General features: G+C 57.5%; 18 protein-coding genes. 12 read left to right on the top strand and 6 right to left on the bottom strand.

Features of this window, described 5'->3' with window-relative positions; all coding sequences use genetic code 11:
• Nucleotides 1-33: 33 nt before the first annotated feature.
• A complete protein-coding gene (locus E4K65_RS12810) occupies nt 34-1125 on the bottom strand; it encodes a LacI family DNA-binding transcriptional regulator (RefSeq protein WP_135174461.1) in 1092 nt (363 codons plus the stop codon).
• Between the two features lie 263 nt (nt 1126-1388).
• Between E4K65_RS12810 and E4K65_RS12805 the strand changes: the two genes are divergently transcribed.
• The 4 genes from E4K65_RS12805 to E4K65_RS12790 all read left to right on the top strand — a co-directional run bounded on the left by E4K65_RS12805 (nt 1389) and on the right by E4K65_RS12790 (nt 6567).
• A complete protein-coding gene (locus E4K65_RS12805) occupies nt 1389-2591 on the top strand; it encodes a CaiB/BaiF CoA transferase family protein (protein WP_135174460.1) in 1203 nt (400 codons plus the stop codon).
• Between the two features lie 249 nt (nt 2592-2840).
• Nucleotides 2841-3992 carry a glycoside hydrolase family 88 protein gene (locus E4K65_RS12800; protein ID WP_135174459.1) on the top strand — a complete coding sequence of 384 codons (1152 nt, stop codon included), beginning with the start codon at nt 2841-2843 and terminating at the stop codon, nt 3990-3992.
• A 175-nt stretch (nt 3993-4167) separates the two neighbouring features.
• Nucleotides 4168-5097, top strand: a complete 930-nt coding sequence (locus E4K65_RS12795; protein ID WP_135174458.1) for a dihydrodipicolinate synthase family protein — start codon at nt 4168-4170, stop codon at nt 5095-5097.
• A 3-nt stretch (nt 5098-5100) separates the two neighbouring features.
• Nucleotides 5101-6567, top strand: a complete 1467-nt coding sequence (locus E4K65_RS12790) for an NAD-dependent succinate-semialdehyde dehydrogenase (RefSeq protein ID WP_135174457.1) — start codon at nt 5101-5103, stop codon at nt 6565-6567.
• Between the two features lie 182 nt (nt 6568-6749).
• On the opposite strand, the gene E4K65_RS12785 is transcribed toward E4K65_RS12790, so the two are convergent.
• From E4K65_RS12785 to E4K65_RS12770, 4 genes are all read right to left on the bottom strand, one after another.
• Nucleotides 6750-7076, bottom strand: coding sequence for a nucleotidyl transferase AbiEii/AbiGii toxin family protein (locus E4K65_RS12785; protein ID WP_135174456.1), 327 nt, complete (start codon nt 7074-7076; stop codon nt 6750-6752).
• A 192-nt stretch (nt 7077-7268) separates the two neighbouring features.
• Complete coding sequence (locus tag E4K65_RS12780; protein ID WP_135174455.1) at nt 7269-8171, bottom strand: NAD(P)-dependent oxidoreductase; 903 nt, start codon at nt 8169-8171, stop codon at nt 7269-7271.
• Between the two features lie 3 nt (nt 8172-8174).
• On the bottom strand, nt 8175-8855 hold the full coding sequence (locus E4K65_RS12775; protein WP_135174454.1) for an HAD family hydrolase: 681 nt from the start codon (nt 8853-8855) through the stop codon (nt 8175-8177).
• Nucleotides 8852-10429: an amidophosphoribosyltransferase gene (locus E4K65_RS12770; RefSeq protein ID WP_235885604.1), complete on the bottom strand. Its 1578-nt coding sequence runs from the start codon at nt 10427-10429 to the stop codon at nt 8852-8854. The genes E4K65_RS12775 and E4K65_RS12770 overlap by 4 nt, the downstream gene beginning before the upstream one ends.
• A 1342-nt stretch (nt 10430-11771) precedes the next feature.
• Between E4K65_RS12770 and nodU the strand changes: the two genes are divergently transcribed.
• The 3 genes from nodU (at nt 11772) to E4K65_RS12755 (ending at nt 15296) form a co-directional block, all read left to right on the top strand.
• Nucleotides 11772-13433 carry a nodulation protein NodU gene (nodU, locus tag E4K65_RS12765; protein WP_135174453.1) on the top strand — a complete coding sequence of 554 codons (1662 nt, stop codon included), beginning with the start codon at nt 11772-11774 and terminating at the stop codon, nt 13431-13433.
• Between the two features lie 295 nt (nt 13434-13728).
• Nucleotides 13729-14016 carry a type II toxin-antitoxin system Y4mF family antitoxin gene (locus tag E4K65_RS12760; protein ID WP_027564960.1) on the top strand — a complete coding sequence of 96 codons (288 nt, stop codon included), beginning with the start codon at nt 13729-13731 and terminating at the stop codon, nt 14014-14016.
• Complete coding sequence (locus E4K65_RS12755; RefSeq protein ID WP_135174452.1) at nt 14016-15296, top strand: type II toxin-antitoxin system HipA family toxin; 1281 nt, start codon at nt 14016-14018, stop codon at nt 15294-15296. The genes E4K65_RS12760 and E4K65_RS12755 overlap by 1 nt, the downstream gene beginning before the upstream one ends.
• Here the strand turns inward: E4K65_RS12755 and E4K65_RS12750 are convergent.
• On the bottom strand, nt 15226-15498 hold the full coding sequence (locus E4K65_RS12750) for a hypothetical protein (protein WP_135174451.1): 273 nt from the start codon (nt 15496-15498) through the stop codon (nt 15226-15228). The two genes, E4K65_RS12755 and E4K65_RS12750, sit on opposite strands and share 71 nt — an antisense overlap.
• 563 nt (nt 15499-16061) lie before the next feature.
• On the opposite strand from E4K65_RS12750, the gene E4K65_RS12745 reads away from it, so the two are divergent.
• The 5 genes from E4K65_RS12745 to E4K65_RS12725 all read left to right on the top strand — a co-directional run bounded on the left by E4K65_RS12745 (nt 16062) and on the right by E4K65_RS12725 (nt 20720).
• Nucleotides 16062-16712, top strand: coding sequence for a hypothetical protein (locus tag E4K65_RS12745; protein ID WP_135174450.1), 651 nt, complete (start codon nt 16062-16064; stop codon nt 16710-16712).
• A gap of 174 nt (nt 16713-16886) precedes the next feature.
• Nucleotides 16887-17930 carry a hypothetical protein gene (locus E4K65_RS12740; RefSeq protein WP_135174449.1) on the top strand — a complete coding sequence of 348 codons (1044 nt, stop codon included), beginning with the start codon at nt 16887-16889 and terminating at the stop codon, nt 17928-17930.
• 1 nt (nt 17931) lies between these two features.
• On the top strand, nt 17932-18396 hold the full coding sequence (locus tag E4K65_RS12735) for a hypothetical protein (protein ID WP_135174448.1): 465 nt from the start codon (nt 17932-17934) through the stop codon (nt 18394-18396).
• The gene (locus tag E4K65_RS12730; protein WP_135174447.1) at nt 18393-19844 is read left to right on the top strand and encodes a HesA/MoeB/ThiF family protein; all 1452 of its coding nucleotides are present in this window, start codon (nt 18393-18395) and stop codon (nt 19842-19844) included. The genes E4K65_RS12735 and E4K65_RS12730 overlap by 4 nt, the downstream gene beginning before the upstream one ends.
• Nucleotides 19845-19847: 3 nt before the next feature.
• Nucleotides 19848-20720, top strand: a complete 873-nt coding sequence (locus tag E4K65_RS12725; RefSeq protein ID WP_135174446.1) for an SMODS domain-containing nucleotidyltransferase — start codon at nt 19848-19850, stop codon at nt 20718-20720.

Genomic DNA, 20720 nt, shown 5'->3' with positions numbered 1-20720 from the left:
GTTCTGAAACGGATTTCAAGAACCGGAGCCCGATCATTGATCTCGACTGCGCCCGCGCCGGGTGGGACGGACGCTGGTCCGCGGCGGCGCGCTCGATGAGCGCATGACGAGCCGGTACGGCAACACGACACTTCTTGGGACAGGACTTCCAGCAATGGCATTGATGAGATAATCGGCGGCTCCCCGGCCGATTTCTGCTGCCGGAACACTGACCGTTGTGAGCGGCGGGTCCATTTGCGCCGCCAGCTCCACATCGTCAAATCCTGTGATGGAAAGCGTGGCAGGTACGGCCAGACCCATCTTGCGAGCCTCTGCCATTGCACCGATGGCAAGCGTGTCGGTGGTGCAGATGACTGCTGTCGTGTCCGGGTGATCGGTGAGGAGTTGACGAAGGGCACTACGGCCTTGGGCAAGCGAATAATCGGCTTTGACGATCTGGGTTGGCTTGAGCGGGAGGCCGGCGTCCGAGAGCGCGCGCTGAATTCCCTCAAGCCTGGCACGGGATCTGTCGTTTGACGCAGCAACAACGTTGGCAATTGCGCCGAAACGGACGTGTCCAAGCCTTAGCAGATACTCCGTCATCTCGCGGGTGGCGCTTTCGTTGTCGATTCCGATCGCGGGGATGCCGCCGCCGGCCTTGGCAACATAGGTGGTGATGACGGGTACGCTTGCCTGTTCGATCAGACTCCTCAGCTCCCGTCCGTGGGAAGCTCCGACCAGCACGATTCCATCGATGCCACGTTCAATGAGACTTTGCAGTTCCTGAAGTTCACGCCGCTGGTCATATTGCGAATTCGCAATGAACAGCGTGTAGCCGCTTTCGCTGAGGCGGTTCTGGAGCGCTTCGACCCCTTCTGCAAAGATACCGAGCGCCAGCGTCGGAACGATGACGCCGACGGTCCGCATGCGTCCCGATTTTAATGCTCTGGCTGCGCTATCGCGCGTGTAGGCGAGGTCATTGATATGCCGCATGACCCTGTCGCGAAGCTCCGGCCGTACGATATCGGGGTGATTGAGCACCCGCGATACCGTCGCCGGCGACACATTCGCCTTCCGGGCAACGTCCTCGATCTTCACGCGCGGCTGCTGGCGGCCTTTTGGCGCGATTACAGGTTTCTTGTCCATTTGCGTTGGTCAACCAGTAGAAGGAGAGGGTCACCCCCTCAAAGGGTTAAACCATCACGAGCGCCACCTTCTCAAGCCCTGTATACGGGCCGTCGGCGCTATTTCTGGCCCTCTCATGCGCACATCGAGCGGGGGAAGCGAATCTCATTCGAAAGTTGGTTGATTCGCTTGACTCCGGTTCTTGCGCGGCCTAAGTCTGAAATCGATTTCAGAAATCGAGAGCCAGGCAGCTCGATTTCAGGCAAAACCGAAAGCAAGGACGTATGGTCGATCTCTTGAAGGGCATTCGTGTCCTCAGCCTCAATCACTTTCTGATGGGTCCGGTCGGCGTGCAGTTTCTCGCCGACCTCGGTGCGGACGTGATCGCCGTGGAACCGCCCGGAGGGGCCTTTCAGAGGAAATGGGGCGGGGCGGACAAGCGGGTTGATGGCCAGTCAATGTTGCTTCTCACGGGCAACCGCAACAAGCGCAGCCTCACGCTCGATCTGAAAAAACCCGAAGCCGTCGTCATCGCCAGGCAACTGATCGCGAAATCGGATGTGATCGCAGAGAACTTCCGTCCGGGTGTGCTCGACAAGCTTGGTCTCGGCTACGAGGATGCAAAGAAGATCAATCCGCAGATCATCTATGCGGCTGCCTCCGGCTACGGTCCTGACGGGCCCTACGTCAACCGCCCCGGCCAGGATCTCTTGATCCAGGCCCTATCAGGACTTGCGATGATCACCGGAAGTCGCGAGCAGGGGCCGCGGGCTGTGGGCGTTTCCGCCATCGATCATCACGGCGCCGCCTTGTTTGCCGCGGGCATTCTAGCTGCCCTGGTGAGGAAAGCGCGCACGGGGCAGGGCTGCCGCGTCGATGTTAGCCTACTGTCGGCTGCGCTCGACCTGCAGATGGAATCCTTTACCTGCTACCTGAACGGCCAAAGGCCTGACGACGTCCGTCAGCCGGGTCCGGTGGCGGGCTGGTACTACGGCGCGCCCTACGGCATCTATGCGACACGCGATGGACACATTGCGATCTCTTTGGGATCGCTGGAGGCGCTCTCAGACGCGCTTGGCCTTCCGCTCGACCAGCGAATTCCTGACGGGGAGGCGTATCGCCGGCGGGACGAAGCCTCAGCCATGATTGCGCCCAGTGTCGCCAAACGCACAACCACCGAATGCATCGCCTTGTTCGAGGCGCGTGGAATTTGGCACGCTGCGGTGAACGATTATGCTGACGTCGTTGAGGATCCGCAGATTGCGCACAACAGAAATTTTCAGGTCGTGACCGGCGCGACCGGAACTCCCATCACCCTCGTCAGCCATCCCGTGCGCTACGACGGCGAGCAGCCGGACGTGCGTTTGCCCCCGCAAAAGCTCGGTGCGCAAACGGAAGAGATTCTGAAAGAACTGGGCTATGACGCCAGGACATTGAAGCATCTTTACGATACGGGCGCCATCGGCGCTGCGGACTCGCATCACTAAACGACCAAAGTGACTTCTCGAAAGTAGCGCGCTTACGTCAGGAGGGCATGGTGATCGGCATAAACTTGCGCGCGGCTTTCCCTGCGGTGTTGCTGACGAGGCGTGCTCCTCGGCAGCGATGCAACCAAGCGCACGCTTGGAAGCCTGGTGAACATTAACCGTTCACCCCAGTCCAGGACCTGTTGGTAAAGAGCTTTAAGTTGCCGCCAGGCCAAAGCCGCGCGGCAAGTTTTATGTTGGATCAGAGCCATGTCGGAAAGCCAATATCTGCCCGCGCGCGAGCGTATGTTGAAGCGCATTGCCGAGACCAGGGACACTGCACGCACGGGCTTGCCACACTGGGCGAGTGCCGCCGACGGAACATGGACGTTTACGCCCGATGGTGATTGGACCGGCGGGGCCTTTGTCGGCGAGCTTTGGCTCGCGCATCTCGCTAATCCCAGGCAGTTCCCAATCGAAGACGCGCGCGCTGCGCTAAGCCGAATGTTGCCGCGTGCCGAGCGGCTTACGGCCTTCAAGGGTTTCGGCTTCTATCATGCTGGCGCCCTCGGCAGCATCCTGTTCGAGGACGAAAACGCGCGCGAGGTGGCTCTGACAGCTGCAAGGTCGCTTCGTGATATGTTCGATCCACACCTCGGACTGATACCGTTGGGCAGGGATGCCGAGGAGGCGAGCGCAGTCGGAGCCTCCGAGAGCAGCATCGACTCGCTCCAGGCGACAGGCCTGCTCTTTTGGGCCGCGGACGAGCTTTCCGATGCCCGGATGGAGGAGGTCGCCAATGCACATATGCGGCGTGTCCTCGAGATCCACGTACGGCCGGACAATTCAGTTATCCAGTCTTCCACCCTTGATCCACACACCGGCGAGGTGCTCAGAACGCACACGCACAAGGGCTATAGCGATATCAGCACTTGGGGCCGGGCGCAGGGATGGGCGATGCTCTACACCGCTCACGCCGCCATGGTCCGCCCGGACGAACCACTATGGCGCGACTACGCCGTGCGCCTTCTTGACTGGTGGATCGACCATGTCCCTGCGGATCTCATTGCCTTCTGGGATTTCGACGATCCGGCGATCCCCAATACCAGCAGGGATACTGCGGCCACTGCTATCGCTGCTGCCGCGGCGCTGCGCCTCGCATCCGCACTTGGTCCTGAGCGGGACGCCAGATATCGATCATTTGCGGAGCGCACAGTTACTCAGCTGAGCTCGAAATACCTGACGCCGACTGCTCCCGATGACCCGCGCCCGCCTGGAATGCTCACCGGCGGCTGCTTCACCCGAAAGGCGATTGTGCGCGATATCGATGCGGCCCAGAACGTCGAGCTGATCTTCGGAAGCTACTTCCTGTTTGAATGTCTTGCCGTCCTCACGGACCTGGTGCCGCCTGGCTGGATTTAATGAGGAGGCACGAAAGGCGTCCAACGCGAGCAAAGCCTCAAACCAATCTCGTTTGTGACGCCACGCTAGTCAATCTGTCAAAAAAGTGCGCCGGTATCGGCGCCACTCCTTAGATGTTTGCGATGGCTGACCCCGTTCGACAGCAACTGACCGCCTCCTGTCTGGAATCCTCTACATGAGAAATGCGAAGACTCCCATCTATCGCGGCTTGTTCCCGGTGGCTCCGACGCCGTTCACGGAGGCTGGAGATCTCGATCTTGAAGGGCAGCGGCGCGTTATCGATTGCATGATTGATCAAGGCGTGGACGGGATCTGCATTCTGGCCAACTATTCCGAGCAGTTCCTGCTGTCTGATCAAGAACGCGACATTCTGGTCGAGCTCTGTCTTTCGCATGTCGCGGGCCGCAAGCCAGTCATGGTGACCTGCAGCCATTTCAGCACCCAGATTGCGGTGCAACGCGCCCGCTATGCGGCCGAACGTGGCGCAAGCCTCCTCATGCTGATGCCGCCTTATCATGGTGCAAGCCTCAAGGCGGATGACGGGGCCATGATTGGGCATTTCGGCCGGGTCGCAGACGCGGCAGGGATTCCAATCATGGTCCAGGACGCGCCGCTCTCCGGCGTTACATTGACGGTCCCGTTTCTCGTCCGCCTCGCTTGCGAGGTGCCGCTCGCCAGATATTTCAAGATCGAGGTCCCGTTTGCTGCTGCCAAGTTGCGCAGTCTGATCGAGCTCGGCGGTGAGGCCATCATTGGTCCTTTTGACGGGGAGGAGGCCATCACCATGATGGCAGACCTCGACGCCGGTGCGACCGGAACGATGTCGAGTGCGCTGCTGCCCGATCTGCTTCGCCCGGTGCTCGATCACCACAAAGCGGGACGCAGGCAAGAAGCCGCTCTTGCCTATGCAAAGGTGCTGCCGCTCATCAATTTCGAGAACCGCCAGTGCGGCCTGCGCGCTGCCAAGAGCGTGATGGCTGAAGGTGGTGTGATCAAATGCGAAGCGGTGCGGCATCCGCTCGATGGGCTCCATCCGGCGACGAGAGCTGGATTGATCGAGCTTGCGCACGAGCTCAACCCGCTGGCTCTTCGCTGGGGACATTGAGGCATGAACAATCCGGAACAAGCGGTGCAGGCACAACCTGTGTACCCCCAGATCAAGATGTTCATTGCCGGGGAATGGACGGAAGGGGAGGCAGAGCGCTCGGAAGAGATCCTCAACCCCGCGACCGGACAGCCCATTGGCGAAACGCCTTATGCGTCCCGCGGTGATCTTGATCGTGCCCTCGCGGCGGCGGCGGACGGCTTCGAGATCTGGCGAAAGGTTTCTGCCTTCGACCGGTACAGGACCATGCGCAAGGCCGCCGAGCTCATGCGCTCGCGCGCAGCCGACATCGCTGCAATCATGACCCTCGAACAGGGTAAGCCGCTGAGCGAGTCGAGTGCTGAAACGCTCCTCGCTGCCGATATCATCGACTGGCTCGCCGAAGAAGGGCGGCGCGCTTATGGGCGGATCGTGCCGGCGCGCTTTGGCAATATTGCCCAGCTCGTGACCAAGGAGCCTGTCGGGCCGGTTGCGGCATTTACGCCCTGGAATTTTCCGATCAACCAGGCCGTGCGGAAGATCTCGGCGAGCCTTGCAGCCGGCTGCTCCATCATCGTCAAGGGACCTGAAGAGACGCCAGCGAGCTGCATGGAGCTGGTGCGTAGTTTCGCGGATGCGGGCTTGCCGGCGGGCGTGATCAATCTCGTCTTCGGCGTGCCATCCGAAGTTTCAGACCATCTCATACGCCATCCTATCGTCCGTAAAGTCTCCTTCACCGGTTCGACCGTAGTCGGAAAGCATCTCGCAGCCCTTGCCGGCGCCCACATGAAGCGCACCACCATGGAGCTCGGCGGGCACGCGCCTGCCATCGTTTTCCCAGATGCCGACGTCGAGAAAGCCGCAAGAATTTTGTCGGCGAACAAGTTCCGTAATGCCGGCCAAGTCTGCGTCTCGCCGACGCGGTTTCTGGTGCATGAGAGTGTCTATGAAGATTTCGTCAAGAGGTTTGTTGCCGAGGCCAGCGCGATCAAGGTTGGCAATGGCCTTGAGAGAGACAGCCGCATGGGACCGCTCGCCAATTCGCGGCGGATCGACGCAATGGAGAGCTTTGTCGCGGACGCTCTCGATTGCGGCGCCCAGTTGCGCACCGGCGGCAAGCGTATCGGCAATGCGGGGTACTTCTTCGAGCCGACGGTCCTGACCGATGTTCCACCTCAAGCGCGCATCATGAATGAAGAGCCGTTCGGCCCTGTCGCCCCGATTGCGCGGTTTAAAACCTATGACGACGTTGTCACGGAGGCCAATCGACTGCCTTACGGACTCGCCGCCTATGCCTACACGCGATCCGCCGCAACCATGGCCGCGATCGGGGCCGATCTCCAATGCGGGATGGTATCGATCAATCATCATGGGCTTGGGCTTCCCGAAGTGCCCTTCGGAGGAACGAAGGAGTCCGGCTTCGGCTCGGAAGGTGGCCTCGAGGCAATCGAGGGCTATCTCGACGCCAAATTTGTGAGCCAGGCGAGCTAGAACCGGAATCCCAGGTGCCAAACCGGAGCAGAACGATTGTTCGACAGTGCCGCCGGATAGCTTCAAGCGCTCTCCCCTTCTCCGCTGGCAGACCGGTACGTCTGCCTTCTCCCCGGACTTGAGCCGCTGTCGGAGAAATCCGGCAGCAGTTCTTTTTCTTTGCGGGACTGACATCTTATTGTTCATTCAGGCGGAAGCAGAAGTAAGATACTTTGTCCGGCAAATCGGCGCGGACGGATAACAGCTGCGTGTGCCACCCCCCCAAACCTCCGCGCCAATGATAGCCCGCGAGCACCACGAATATTGGCGCGGCCCAGCATGACCATCGCCTGGAATTTCTCGGCGATGACCATCTCACGCGCATAAGCGCGCAGATGCGGAGCAGGAAGATCGTGGAGAACCGACAAGTCCATTTCCAGTAGACCCGGTTCGACCGCATCATCAAAGGCCATATCGATAACGATACGGGCCTTGGCGGAACGCGTCGGCGGTGATACGCAGTCCGCCATACTCGGTTTCCTCGCGAATGCGATTGACCTTGAGGCTGTTTGGATCGAACTCCGCCCATCGTTATATGAAACGCCGCTGACTTCTTTGAAGATGCGGACCGTCTCGTCCTAATCATCGTTCTCGATGACGAGGGAGTCGAGGGGCACCACGGACTCGTGGAAAAATGGCCCGCTTGGAGCCATACCAAGCGTTTACGATAGGGCCAAATGTGGTAGGGTCAGTTCACCTTTGCCTGCGACAACTGAGAGGTTTAGTTCCTGCGCGGCAGCATCCAGGACCGGCACGGAAACGGCACTCTCGCGCGCTAGGCGCACAGCACACTCGATGTCCTTTGCAGCATTTGCAATCGAGATTGCCAGTGCATCCGGTTTCTCTCCCAACAAAAAGGCGGCGAAGGCTTGGAATATTCCACTGTTCGTAGAGCCCCGACTGACCAAAGACCGTAGTGTTACAAGATCTATCTGAAGACTATCCGCGAATTGGCAGACCTCAGCGGCGACCGCAGCTATGCCCATAGTCATGCTGTTGTAAACAAGCTTGAGCTTGTGGCCGTGTCCGACATCTCCCACATGCATCACGGTCTCGCAAAACGCAGCAAGAATGCGTTCAGCGACGGGAAAGAGTGTTGTATCCGACCCAACCATCGCATTGAGAAGGCCGAGCTCTGCTTGCTCGGGGCTTCGTGTTACTGGAGCATCAATAAAGCTTAGACCTCGTCTTTGCGCCGTTTTCGCCAATGCAATAGTCGAGGCAGGATACGAGGTTGTGCAATCAATTATCAAGCCTCCTCGGCACATGTGGACAAATAGTCCATCGTCATCAAGGCACACCATCTCAACTTCGCGGCTGGACGGTAAGGACAACACCACCACACTTACATGCTGCGCCAACTCAGCGATCGACGTATGTTCGCGGGCCCCTGCACTTATCAGGCGATCGGCACCGAACCGCTTCTTGTTGACTTTGATGTGGAGTTCGCGTTGCTGACGCAGCAGGCTGATGCCTATACCTGTTCCCATGCGCCCCGCTCCGATAAGCCCTACGCTCTGCTTGATCAGTCTGGGAGCCGCGCTCGCTGATGATCCCTTGCTCATGACTTAGCATTCCGAAAAGTAGCCACGGCTTTGCAGGATGGGCAGCAGCTCGTGATGGTTGTTGATCGTGTAATCTGGACGCGCGGCTTGCAGGCGCGAGGTCGAAACAAATCCTCCGGTAATGGATATGCTCGTCAGACCGAGATTACGTGCAATATCCGTCTCCACGGGCATATCGCCGATGATGAAGGTTGATGCGGGCTTCAGGTTGTACCTTTGCATATAAAGCCGAAGCCGCTCTCCTTTGCTCATCGATTTGTATTGCGTGGCGCGGCTCTCAAAAGCGAGCACATCGGTGATGTAGTGATCTACTCCAAGCCTCCTCAGCTGGGACTGTAGAGGCGCCACGATGTGGTTGCTGAGGATGATGAGTAGAGCGGATTGTCGTCGCGCCATCTCGAGCACTCTCCGCGCCCCCTCACGTAGATCGGCTTTGTCCGCAAGAGGCTCGTATAAGTCGTGAAACAGTGCACCATCGTCACGCTCCACTGCCTCAATCTCTTCGCGCGACATTCCAAGGTTAAGGTAGAGACGAGAGAGGGGAACATCAGAACGATTTCGAAACGTCTTTATATCGATGCTCGGACGACCAAAGCGGTCCAAAATGACATTGGTCGTTTCGAGCAGCGCATAGGTGTCATCGAGCAGTGTTCCGTTCCAGTCAAATACGAGAGCGGGTTTCATGATCCTGACCTCAGACGGGTATTGACAGGAAAGGCGGCTAGCAACGCTTCCAAGTGTCTACGCGCGCGCTGCCGTCCAGCGGGGGTCGGCATGTCGAACGTGAACGGTGACAGATCGATGCCCTCTAGCCTGTCGGCCAAAACGGATACAAGGGCGCGGAAAGGCAGATAAGTTATCGATGCTGCTTGGATCGCCGTCGCAATGTTGCTCTCAACGATTCTGAGTGCTGGCGGCTCCATCCTATGGAAGCGAAGGCATTGGGCGCGTAGCTCGAACGGCAGCCGCTTCAATGCCTGCCAGAACGCGAGCTCATCTAGCGTATCAATACCCATGCCGTAGTAGTTTGGCGCAACTATAGGGGGAGAGCCTATCGCCCAATGTACGTCTTTGGCTCCAGCGGCAAGGAGCATCATTGTGACGGCTTGGCTGGTATCGCCTCGAATGAGGGCTTCGTCGACAACTATTACGGTCCGTTCGGCTACGGCGGGTTCCGAAACTCGATACTTCCGGGCAATGCGAGATTGCCGGGCGCTGGTTCTGCCGAGGAGCGTTCGCTCATGAAATTGCGTTGCCACTACGTCACTACGCTCGGCAAGCACGCCCTGTTCGGCGAAAGAGTCAAATAGACCATCGGCGTACGGGCCCCCAGTATTTGGCATTGAGGACACGATTGGCGGCATCAAGAGTGGCTCTGCTTGAAGTCGCTCCGCAACAATTCTTCCCAAAGAGAGCCCGATGTTGTAACGGGTTTGGCGATGTGAATGGCCCTCGACCGACGTGTTTGGACTTCCCAAATAGAGAGCTTCGTACGCGCAGAGCTTGGCCTTATGTCCTCGGCAGTTCAGGGCATGGTCAACGCTGGCGCCGGTCTTAGCATCCACGCGCTGTATGCTCCCAGGCAAGAGCTGGCTGATCTCACCTTCCAAGCCTGCGAAGGCACAATTTTCAGAAGCAAAGAGCAACAAGCCATTACTTGCTCGCATAGTCTCCAATGGTCGCAAACCGCTTCGACTGCGGTATGCAACAAGATCTCCGTCCTTATCTAGCAAAAGCGCACTAAGGGCACCATCGATACGATCATCAAGCTCGCGAAAGATAGCTTCGTAGTTTACGGGCCGGCCGTGACGCCAATATTCTCGTTCGCAAGAGTGTTCAATCCACCTCAGCAGGAGCTCGGCGTCTGTGTTCGTATCTATCAGTTGGCCTCGAGCGAGTAATTCGCTCCTGAGTTCATGAGCGTTCACCAAGGCGCCGTCCAGAGCAATGGCAAAATGGCGGTTAGGAATTGACTGCACGTCGTCGCCATCTCCAGTTCCACAGGATCCGCCACGGATCTGCGCGATTGCAACATGAGGCCGAAAGAACGGATCCCGTTCGATGCAGTCAATGCGCACCGAGCTATCGTTCGATTGAAAGGTTCCATGTCGGAGTCCACGCTCTTGCATAAAAGCAGAGACGACGACACCCGCTTGCCCACGGAGTGCAAGTGTCGGAATCATTTTGTTCAGCTGATCAACGACACGCGGCGATGGTTCGCTTGAAGCGCAGAAAAATGCACCGGCGACACCGGACATATAGTCACCCACTTGTTAAGGAGTCGCTCTGGCGGGCCTCGATGGCACTTCGCTTCATCCTTAAGCAAGCGTCGTACCAGCGCTTTGCATATGCTAGCTGGCATTTCCGGAGCGAGTAGGGTTGGAAGACAGGCCATTCTAGCCATCGAGTGGGTATTGTGCGTCGTTTCAGCACCCACGCGTTGTTCAGGATGCTACGACCATGTGCAAAACGCTCCACACCGGAGCGAGCAGGAAGAGGGGCTTAAGGTCGACGAAAGCCTTCTGATCTTTCACTCATGTCTTTCATTTTTGCGTCCAGCCACCAAACCGGGTTTTTAAAGACAACCAGCCTAAGAAAAGGAGCTCTAAGCAGGCCAGAGAGTGGCGTTCGACGCTCGCCTGATCAACTACTAACAGTGGTGATTGATCAGGACCATGAATCTTGGCCAGAACGAATCGTGTCGCTTGCGCGGACCAACCCATGACGATCCACCTTCAAACAGTTTGGTCAGAAACTGCAATATGTCACCTTCAACGGCTCTGTCGCGGCGCGCGCGGCCAAATTATCTTGTGTCCGACATTCTTCGAGCCCGAGGGGACTCAGGTATCCACGTCCTTGGTGGCAAAACGTGGCTCGATCGACGGCGCTGAGATAACAGGTGGGTAGGCGGATATACCAAGCCGCCATGATCCCGGATCCTGTACTGCCGAGTCTTAGCCGTCGAGGGCATCCTCGTCCCTGTGTCTTCACGCAACACAGAGGACGGTGCAACGATCAGGGGCTGTTCGCGACCTTGAGCGAGATACCACTTAAAAAAAGGAGCATCTGTTTGTTTTCTCAAAGTGCCGTCACTCCCAAGCCGGTACAGACTAGCGCATCGGTGTTGCCGACACTCCCGGAATCTCGGCACATGGCACCTGTGATATGCGCAGTCGCCACGATTCATAATGTCGTCCTAGCGCGAATGCCTCGGCGCTAACTGAATTACGAAGCGCGTTCGTCTCACGGTGAGCCATTTCGTGGCAGCGCGGCCATGATCTCGTTTAGCCGGCAGAGAATTTCGCTGCACCCGTTCGCTCGACCTCGCAGAAGGCATAACGGGGGCCCCCGTCGTGCGCATGGAAATTGTTGCTGTAGGCCCGAGTGCTTGGTCCGAAACCGAACGCGCTCGGTGTCACGAATCGGTCAAGCTGCCTCCAATCTCGACTTTAATCAGACAATTGCCGGCGATTCCTCTGATTGGAACTGGCCCAGAGCGTGCATCGTGAAAGATGGGAGCCCATCTGAGTCTCGCAACGTGAGCAGCAGTTGGGGGGAGCGTTCAAATCGAGTGTATCTGACATTAGGTTCGGAGACTGTATGCGAATCTGCGGTATCAAACTGACTCATGACGGAGCAGTCGCCCTTGTCGAGGACGGAAGGCTGGTCTTTTGTGTGGAGCAGGAGAAGCGGGACAATAATCCGCGATATCAAAAACTCCACAATCTCGATGCGGTTGTTGTCGCCTTGGCAGAACACGGTTTGGATCCGCGGGACGTTGACCGGTTCGTCATCGATGGATGGTGGGGCGAGAGTGAGTCACAATTTCAGGTTCTCAGCGGGACTGCACCCATTACCCTTAAAGGGGCGCCGTATGTTGAGGGCGATGCCGACGGCCTCCTCATAGCGCGCGACGGCGCTGGGCTGATGCTCAAGGGGAGCGCCTTCCCTTATAAAAGCTATCCGCATGTCACAGGTCACGTGGCTTCCGCTTTTTGTACCAGTCCTTTCGCCAAGGCCGGGCAACCCGCGTTCTGTCTGGTTTGGGACGGCGCCTCCTTTCCACGGCTCTACCATGTAGAGCGCCACGCAGCCAGGTTCGTCGAGTGCCTCTTTCCGCTGATCGGGCATGCTTATGCTGCCGCAGGCTATCACTTCGGACCATACAAGCAGGCTAACCGCATCAAGTGGGACCTCGGTGTTGCGGGCAAGTTGATGGCCTACATCGCGCTCGGTTCGGCCGATGAAAGCATCGTCGAGGTGTTTCAGGAGCTCTATGAAAAGCACTTTAGCATGTTCACGGAGCCAGTCGGTCGTTGCAGCGAGGACGCCGCGCTTGAGCCTGTCCATGCGTTCTTCGATGCCTGCGTGCTACGGTTAAAGGCCAAAGCCCCCGCAGATGTGCTTGCATCCTTTCATTGCTTCCAAGAGCGTCTGCTTGTTAGCAAACTGGCGAGTGCTATACAGAGGCATTCGAGGTTTCCCGCGCGCAATCTGTGCATAGTCGGTGGCTGCGGTCTCAACATAAAATGGAATAGTGCACTACGAGCTGCCGGCTTGTTCGATGCTATCTGGGTGCCACCCTTTCCGAATGACAGTGGCTCGGCAATAGGTGCTGCTTGCTCCGCATTGGCGGCGGACCAAGGTTTTGTACCATTGGAATGGTCCGTCTATAGTGGTCCAGCCGTGGAACGAGGCGACATGCCGCCCGGATGGGGCGGCTCACCATGCAGCATGCGTGAACTTGCAACCATTCTGGCCAGCAACAAACCCGTCATTTTTCTTGCCGGCCGCGCGGAGCTTGGACCTCGGGCTCTCGGTAGCAGAAGCATACTGGCCGCGGCGACATCGCCGCAAATGAAGGACCGTCTCAACGACATCAAACTTCGCGAGCACTTCCGGCCTGTAGCGCCAATATGCCTGGAGGATCGGGCGCCGGATATTTTTAGTCCCGGAACGCCAGACCCTTACATGCTTTTCGAGCACCTAACACGAGCAGAATGGCGGGATAAGATCCCCGCTGTTGTGCATCTGGACGGATCTGCGCGATTGCAGACCATTTGCAGGACCTCTCGGCACAAGATCGCCGAACTTCTCGTCGAATACGAAGGCCTCACAGGCATTCCGCTACTATGTAACACCAGCGCCAATCACAATGGACGCGGCTTTTTCCCGAATGCGGCATCTGCCTGCCAGTGGAACCGCGTTGACCACGTGTGGTGCGATGGCATGCTGTGGACGAGATGCGAGGGCGGCGACTGAGCGCTGGTCAAAGGCATCTTTCTGTGGACGTGAGATTTGAGAACGGAACGCCGACCGTTCAGAGCCATTTGGGCGGCGGATAGTTCTCATCCAGCCCACGCAGACGTCCGCTAGAATACCCTCTCTTTCCGAGGACCCGATGACCGTGAACGGACCGCGGCGAATGTTGGACGTCTGAGTCAGTAGATGTCGTCGATTGGCGACATTCGACGATGTCGGCGAACGGCAACATTCTTGATTGTCAGCGAATGGCGACATATGATAATGTAAGCGAACGCTGACATTCGGATTTGCCATGCTCACACGTACCGCAGCCGATCTTGGCGCCGTCATCCGCGACCGGCGCAAACGCCTCAAGCTCGATCAGTCGACGCTGGCCAAAAAGGTTGGTGTCAGTCGCCAATGGCTCATTGAAGTCGAGCATGGACATCCGCGCGCAGAACTCGGGCTAATCCTCCGCGTCCTCGATGCTCTTGGCATTAAGCTCGATGCAGACAGCAATCCCTCCGCGGGCCGCGGCGTCCCGAAAACCGCCGTCGATCTGGACGCCATCGTGGCGAAAGCCAAAAAAGGCAAGCCTTAATGGCCGAGCTCATTGCACTCTTGGACGGCAACGAAGTCGGTCGTGTCCGAAGTGATGCACGCGGCCGGCTGACCTTTGTCTATGACAATGCATGGCGCAACGCTGAGGGAGCCTATCCTCTCTCGCTTTCGATGCCGCTTGCCGCTGAGGAGCATGGTCCAGCCGCCATTCAGGCCTTCCTGTGGGGGCTGCTTCCCGACAATGAGCAGGTGCTCGAGCGTTGGGCCAAGAAATTTCAGGTATCAGCGCGCAACGTGTTTGCTCTCATCTCGAACGTCGGTCAGGATTGCGCAGGCGCCGTTCAGTTTGTCACCCCCGATCGACTGGAGGCCCTGAAAACGGGCCGAGATGACAAGATCGAATGGCTTGACGAGCCGGAAATAGCAAACCGGCTTCAAGCCTTACGCGAGGATCATGCTGCCTGGCGTCTGCCCGGCGATACGGGTCAATTCAGCCTTGCGGGCGCCCAGCCTAAAACTGCTCTTGTCCTCAAAGACGGCAAATGGGGCATTCCGTCCGGCCGCATACCGACCACCCACATTTTGAAACCGCCGACAGGCCACTTCGATGGTCACGCCGAGAACGAGCATATCTGCCTGCAGCTCGCGCGAGAACTCGGGCTGCCGGCCGCTGAAACCAAGGTGATGCGCTTCGAAAAGGAAATCGCAATCGTCGTTGAACGCTACGACCGACAAGTTAGCGGGAACGACATTATTCGGATTCACCAGGAAGATATTTGCCAGGCCATGGGCATCCTGCCGACTAAGAAATACCAGAACGAGGGAGGACCAACGTCTGCTGACGTGATCGAGCTCTTACGGACATACTCGACGGACCGCGACGCTGACCTTGAGACGTTCGTCAGCGCTTTGGGCTTCAACTGGCTCATTGGCGGTTCCGACGCTCACGCCAAGAACTATTCCTTGCTTTTGGCTAGCGGCCCGCGCGTACGGCTTGCGCCGCTCTACGACATAGCTAGTATTCTTCCTTACGATCATGTCGACCCGCGGAAGGTTAAGCTCGCCATGAAAGTCGGGGGCGAGTACAAGCTCGACCAAATTGGCTTGCGTCAATGGCAGAAGTTCTCGCGCGAAACGCGGGCTGATGCGGATGTGGTCACTGCTACTCTTATCTCCATGGCTGGGCAGATCCCCGACCTCGTTAACGACATCCGCGCGCGCGCGCAAAAAGAGGGATTGGAGAACGCCGTTATCGAGCGATTGGCAGCGGCTTTGACCAAACGAGCTCAGGACTGCGAACGCGTTCTGAAGGGAACGTAATTTTGGGAGCTAGCAGATCGATCCGCACGGGCAGCACCAGCCGCGGCATGTTGATCGTCGGCCTCGGCATCGATGTCGACAGCGCGATCATCGCGCCCATGATGGCGTCGGTGGCACCGGCGCCGGAAGGCCGGACCGCGATCATCGGCGCGCCGATGATCAGCAGCAGCAGCGGCAGCAACACCAGGCCGGCGCCAGCCATGATGACATGCCTCCGTATTGGCCTGATAGCTCTGGGGAGGCTGATACGGCCCGCACTTGAGATGCTCGAGAACGGGCTGAGTCTCGCTATTAGGGACCCGCTTTCCGAACATCCAAATAGGCCGAACCCAGGACAAAAGGGAAGGATGGGGAGGCTTGGGAAACTCTGGGAGCGATCTCGACGCGACATAGCACGACATGAGGTCGCTTTCGGAAGATCATTGCAATTCGGGCGCAGCAACTATACGCACCACCTCCTAAAAGTACTGAGCTTTTTAGGATTTGCCTGACCAACTTTTGGGGCGTAGCCAAGCGGTAAGGCAGCGAATTTTGATTCCACTCGGAATGCCCGCTTTTGCGCGTTTCAGCCCTACCAATTTTTCCAAAACCTCAACAAGTACAGACGAAATCTGCAAATCCTTGCGCCGAATTCCGATGCAGAGTGGTTTGCAAAAATTTCCGTTTAGTTTCAAGGGCTACCAAGCTGTCGCGGCGGCTCCACGCAGCATAGACGCAGCATGAAATGGAATGCGCTGCGTTCGTGATCAGCTAAAGTGATGAGAAATGAGCAGCCGGACCCGCATCATCAAGAATACGAGGATCGAACGTCAGCATCGGGGTGACGTGTTCGTGGTGCTCATGATGATCGTAAATGACATGAGTATCGTGAATGAGTCTCTTCGGGAGTGGAGCGAGACAACGGAGAAGCGCCGCGTCGGCCGAAAGCATGGCGCTCGAGCATTTTTCGTTCGAGTTCAGATGGCCGATGTTTACGAGGCGCTACTGCTCATCGAGATAATTCGAAAGGACGAGGCCCTAAAAGCCGAAATTGCCAAATGCGAAGACAAGACCCGCGCTTGCTTTGATGAAGTCTGCAAATTCTTCGATACCGACGACTACAAAAAACTTATTCGAATTCGCAACAACGTCGGCTTTCACTACGATGTTAAGCTCGCCGGCCGCGGTCTCAAGGAAATCGCGGATAAAATCCCGGACGATAGTTCTAAAATGTCGCTCGGCAGCGACACTCTCGATTGGTATTTCCAGCTTGGAGATAAAGTGACGGATCGCATTGTGGTGCGACACATTTTTGAAGTGCCTGAAGGCGCTGATGCCAGCGAAGAATCGGACAAAATCGCGCATCGCATTTTCGACGTCGCGGAAAAGCTGGCCGAGTTCGCTGGATATTTTGTTTGGGAACGCACTTCGCTCTGATCCCACCAAAGCCCCTCACCGGTTGGGAAGACCGTTTAGGGCAGCGACACTGCCGCTTTCCGAAGCTCTTCGCCCGACTGCCCGCCCGATTGGCGGAATTCCTGTGGGCAGCCAATGTTCTTATATTGTTCTGTGCAATCATTTCGTGCAAAATGACCGCCATCAGTATCCTGGTTGTTATTTTTTTTGGTCGGCATGGTCATCAAGCGAATTGCAAAGCTCTTGGGCCGAAGATCCAAGCGCTCATTGAAAGCCGAACCAGCCCCTGCGCCGGTCCCTGTTCCGGCACCCCAACGTGCTCTCGCGCGGAGCCAAAACGCGTTCACGACATGGGAATCCGAACTGCGCGCTATCGCGGCCGAGGCTGCGGCTTGGTCGATCGAGACCGGCGGCGATCTCTTTGGTCGGTGGACTGGTTCACCTGTGATCTTTCTGGCTACGAAGGCCGGCCCTAAAGCACAGCGCGACAACGCTCACTTCCGCCTTGACGTCGACTATCTTAGACAACTCAGCGAGCCGCTCGCCGAAGATTGGAATCTTCGTTACTTCGGTGACTGGCACTCGCATCACAGGCTTGGCCTTTCCGAACCCAGCTCTGGCGACAAACGCCGTATTCGACAGCTCGGCGCGCGAAACAGTTTTGCCGGTATGGCCGAGATCATCGTCACGACCGAGGGCTCTCAAGATAGGCCAATCGTTCGAGTACATCCATGGCTCTACGATCTCACAAATGAGGACGAACCAACTGCACTGAGCTTCCGGGTGCTTCCGGGCTGCAGCCCAATCCGTCAGGCGTTGATCGCGGCTAATGCACTGCCCGAGCAGGCGCTCCGAGGTTGGGAAAGCGTTCCGCTCGATCGTGTCCGGCTCTCACGCGAGACCGCGCCGCCTCAAGTAGAGGCCACAAGCGACGTCGATCTGATGACGCGCGAAAAAGCAATGGCTCGGTTCGTCAACGCTCTTCGCGACGCTAGTGGCGCTCCGATCGAAGTGCACTCCGCCGCATTCGGCAACATCGTGGTTGCCGCGCTCAACGAGCCTTTGCATCTTGCTTTCGCGATCGACAGCAAGTGGCCTCTGTCGGTTCTGGAAGTTCATCGCCTTGATCGCAACTCTGGCTCTACCGAGCCGATCGACCTCGTCGACGGCCTGACAGCGCTCGATGTCCAGAAGGCGATTGAGGTCTTTCACGCAGCCAAAAACGAACAGCGAGCCTAATATGTGGACCCAAGGTCAGCGCGACAGGCTCGCAGTCGAACATCAGATCCTTCAGAACGAGGGGTTCACTCAGTTCAGCGTCTATCGCAATCCTTCGGACGATACGTACTACGCGTCAGGCTACGCGACTTCGAACGCGGGTCGGAATTACTTCTTATACATGCCAATCCCTTCAGGATTTCCAGCTCAACGCCCGCCACTCTATATCACCGACCCGATACCGCTTCTGACTTACAATGGGACGCCGATATCAAGCCTCGGCGTCTCCCATGCGATGCATACGCTTACTCCTCATGCCGGCGGCTGGGTCCAAGTTTGCCACTGGCGAGACGCTCGCTGGCATTCTGGTATCGTGCTGCAAAAGGTCTTTTTGAAAGCACTTATCTGGATCGAGGCATATGAACAGCATTTGGCGACCGGTCGCGACCTGGCCGATTTCGTTCGCAGTATGGCGGAAGTAGCATGACCAACGATCCTAATCAGAAGGCAATGATCCGCGACGCGATGCAGGCGATCGCCTCGCGTAAGCCTGGCCGCTCGAAACTCGTCTACGACAAGACGAAACGAACGATTGTGGCCGTCGCCGAAGGCGCGCAAGTGACGAAAGCTCTCAATATCACGGCTGACGACGCCGATATGTTCGGCGTCGTAACACTCTCCTCCGAGTGGTTGCGTGCAAATTGGCCCAACCTTGAACGTGCGGGCTCTTTACCAACCACTTTTAGCTCTTGGGATGATGGCGATGCACTAACGCATTCCGAACTCTGCGTTCAAAAGAGTCCTCAGACCGTGTCGGGGACTGTTTTCCTGGAAAAACCCAGCGGGCCCGAAACTGACCTCGGCATTGGACTAGAACCCGCGCCGAACGGCCGTTCTGGTCCCGGCAAATTTCTATCCACCGACGGCGTGGCCTATATTGGTCGCGTCACAGACGGGAGCTCTAGCCTGTATCACGGCTCCGATGTTGTGTTTGCGGATGTTGAACCGCAGTTGGATACCCGGCGGGCCGGCATCCTCGAAACGACCATCCTTAAAGACAAAACGGTTCTCTGCATTGGCCTTGGCACCGGGGGCGCACATGTCGCCGTCGAACTCGCTAAATGCGGTGTCGGTCGCTTTCTGCTCGTCGACCGCGACCGTCTCTCGGTCGGGAATGTCGTGCGACACCCAGGCGCTATTTCCCAAGTCGGGCGCTTCAAGGTCAACGTCATGCGCGATTTGATCCTCGAGAAAAATCCGAGCGCAAAAGTAGAGGTTCATCGCGTCGCCGTTAGCTTCGACAATCGCGATGTTGTTGCTGAGTTCATTGGCGCGTCCGATCTCGTCATCTGTGGCACAGATAATCGTCAGAGTAAGCTTCTCATCAACGAGCTTTGTGTTTCCGCAAATGTCACGGCCGTCTATGGCGGGGCATTTCGCCGTGCCTACGGTGGTCAGATCTTACGCGTTAAGCCGAAGCACTCACCGTGTCATCAGTGCTTCGTAGCAGCCATGCCGGATGAAGCGTCAGATGTCGAGATTTCATCAGGTGATGATGCCGCTGAAATCGCTTATTCTGACCAGCCCGTTGCAGTCGAGCCGGGGTTATCGCTTGATGTGCTGCCGATCGCAAACATGCTTGCAAAGCTAGCGCTGCTCGAGCTTCTGGCCGACAAATCATCGCCCCTAAATGGGCTAAAGCGCGATTTCGATGCGCCATGGTATCTTTGGCTCAATCGCCCCGAGCCAGGAACCCAATACGCCGATCTCCCACCCTTGAGTGAGAGTAGCGACGAAATGACCATCAATCGATGGTATGGCATTTATTTCGATCGCGACGAAGCTTGCCCCGTATGCGGCGACTTTGTAGGCGGCCTAGCCGCTTCCTACGGCCTCGATCTTTCATCGCTGCCGCCCTTGCCCGTCAAGGAGTGAGCTTTGGAACTCTCAAGCGATTTCAGCCGGTATTTGAGCTCTCTTCAGCCTGACGAGGATGCTGTTGCGGCCGCCAAGGCCGCACATGAAAAGGTGCGTGAGCGTTTACGCACTGACGATGATACGAAGGACGCTCACAAGGACACCTTCCTGTCCGGCTCCTACGCCCGGCATACGGCCATTCACGATATCAATGATGTCGACGTCATCTGCATTGTCGACATCGACCACACGATCACGGAGCCAGAAGTTGTTCTGAGTTGGCTTCAAGGCGCATTATCAAAATACTACAAGGAAACTCGCCTCCAAGGTCGGTCGATCGGCGCCAGCGCCGCCAAAGGCGTATGGCTCGATATCGTGCCAGGCACCCCCAAGGCGGCTGATGATGGACCGCTCTGGATTCCTGATCGCGATGCGAGCCAGTGGGTGGAGGCGCATCCCAAGGGCCAAATCTCGGCCGCGACTGCCAAGAACAAAGCCACTGATGGCTTTTACGTGCAGACCGTGAAGCTGCTGAAATCTTGGCGGGATCGCTTCTCGACGGAGAAATCCAAACCCAAATCCTACATCCTCGAGACGCTCGTCCACCAATCGATCGGCACCCCGACATCCCACGCTCAAGCCGTGGTCAACGTGCTCGAAGGTATTCAAGCCAACTATGGCTGGTATCGAGGGTCGGGTATCGTGCCCACCATCTCCGATCCAGGGTACAGCACAGTAAATGTTGCCAAGCGATGGGAGTCAGGTGATTTCGACGCCTTTCTCGACCGCGTAAAGCCGGCGGCTGAAACAGCGCGAAAGGCGCTCGACAATACGGACGAGACTGAGAGTCGTAAGCTTTGGCGACAGATTTTCGGGTCCACATTTGGCGCGTAG

Origin of the sequence: Bradyrhizobium niftali (genome assembly GCF_004571025.1) — a bacterium.
In the GTDB taxonomy this organism is placed as follows: Bacteria; Pseudomonadota; Alphaproteobacteria; order Rhizobiales; family Xanthobacteraceae; genus Bradyrhizobium; species Bradyrhizobium niftali.
Note: the sequence above shows the minus strand (reverse complement) of the source record. Positions and strands in the feature narration are given on the sequence as shown.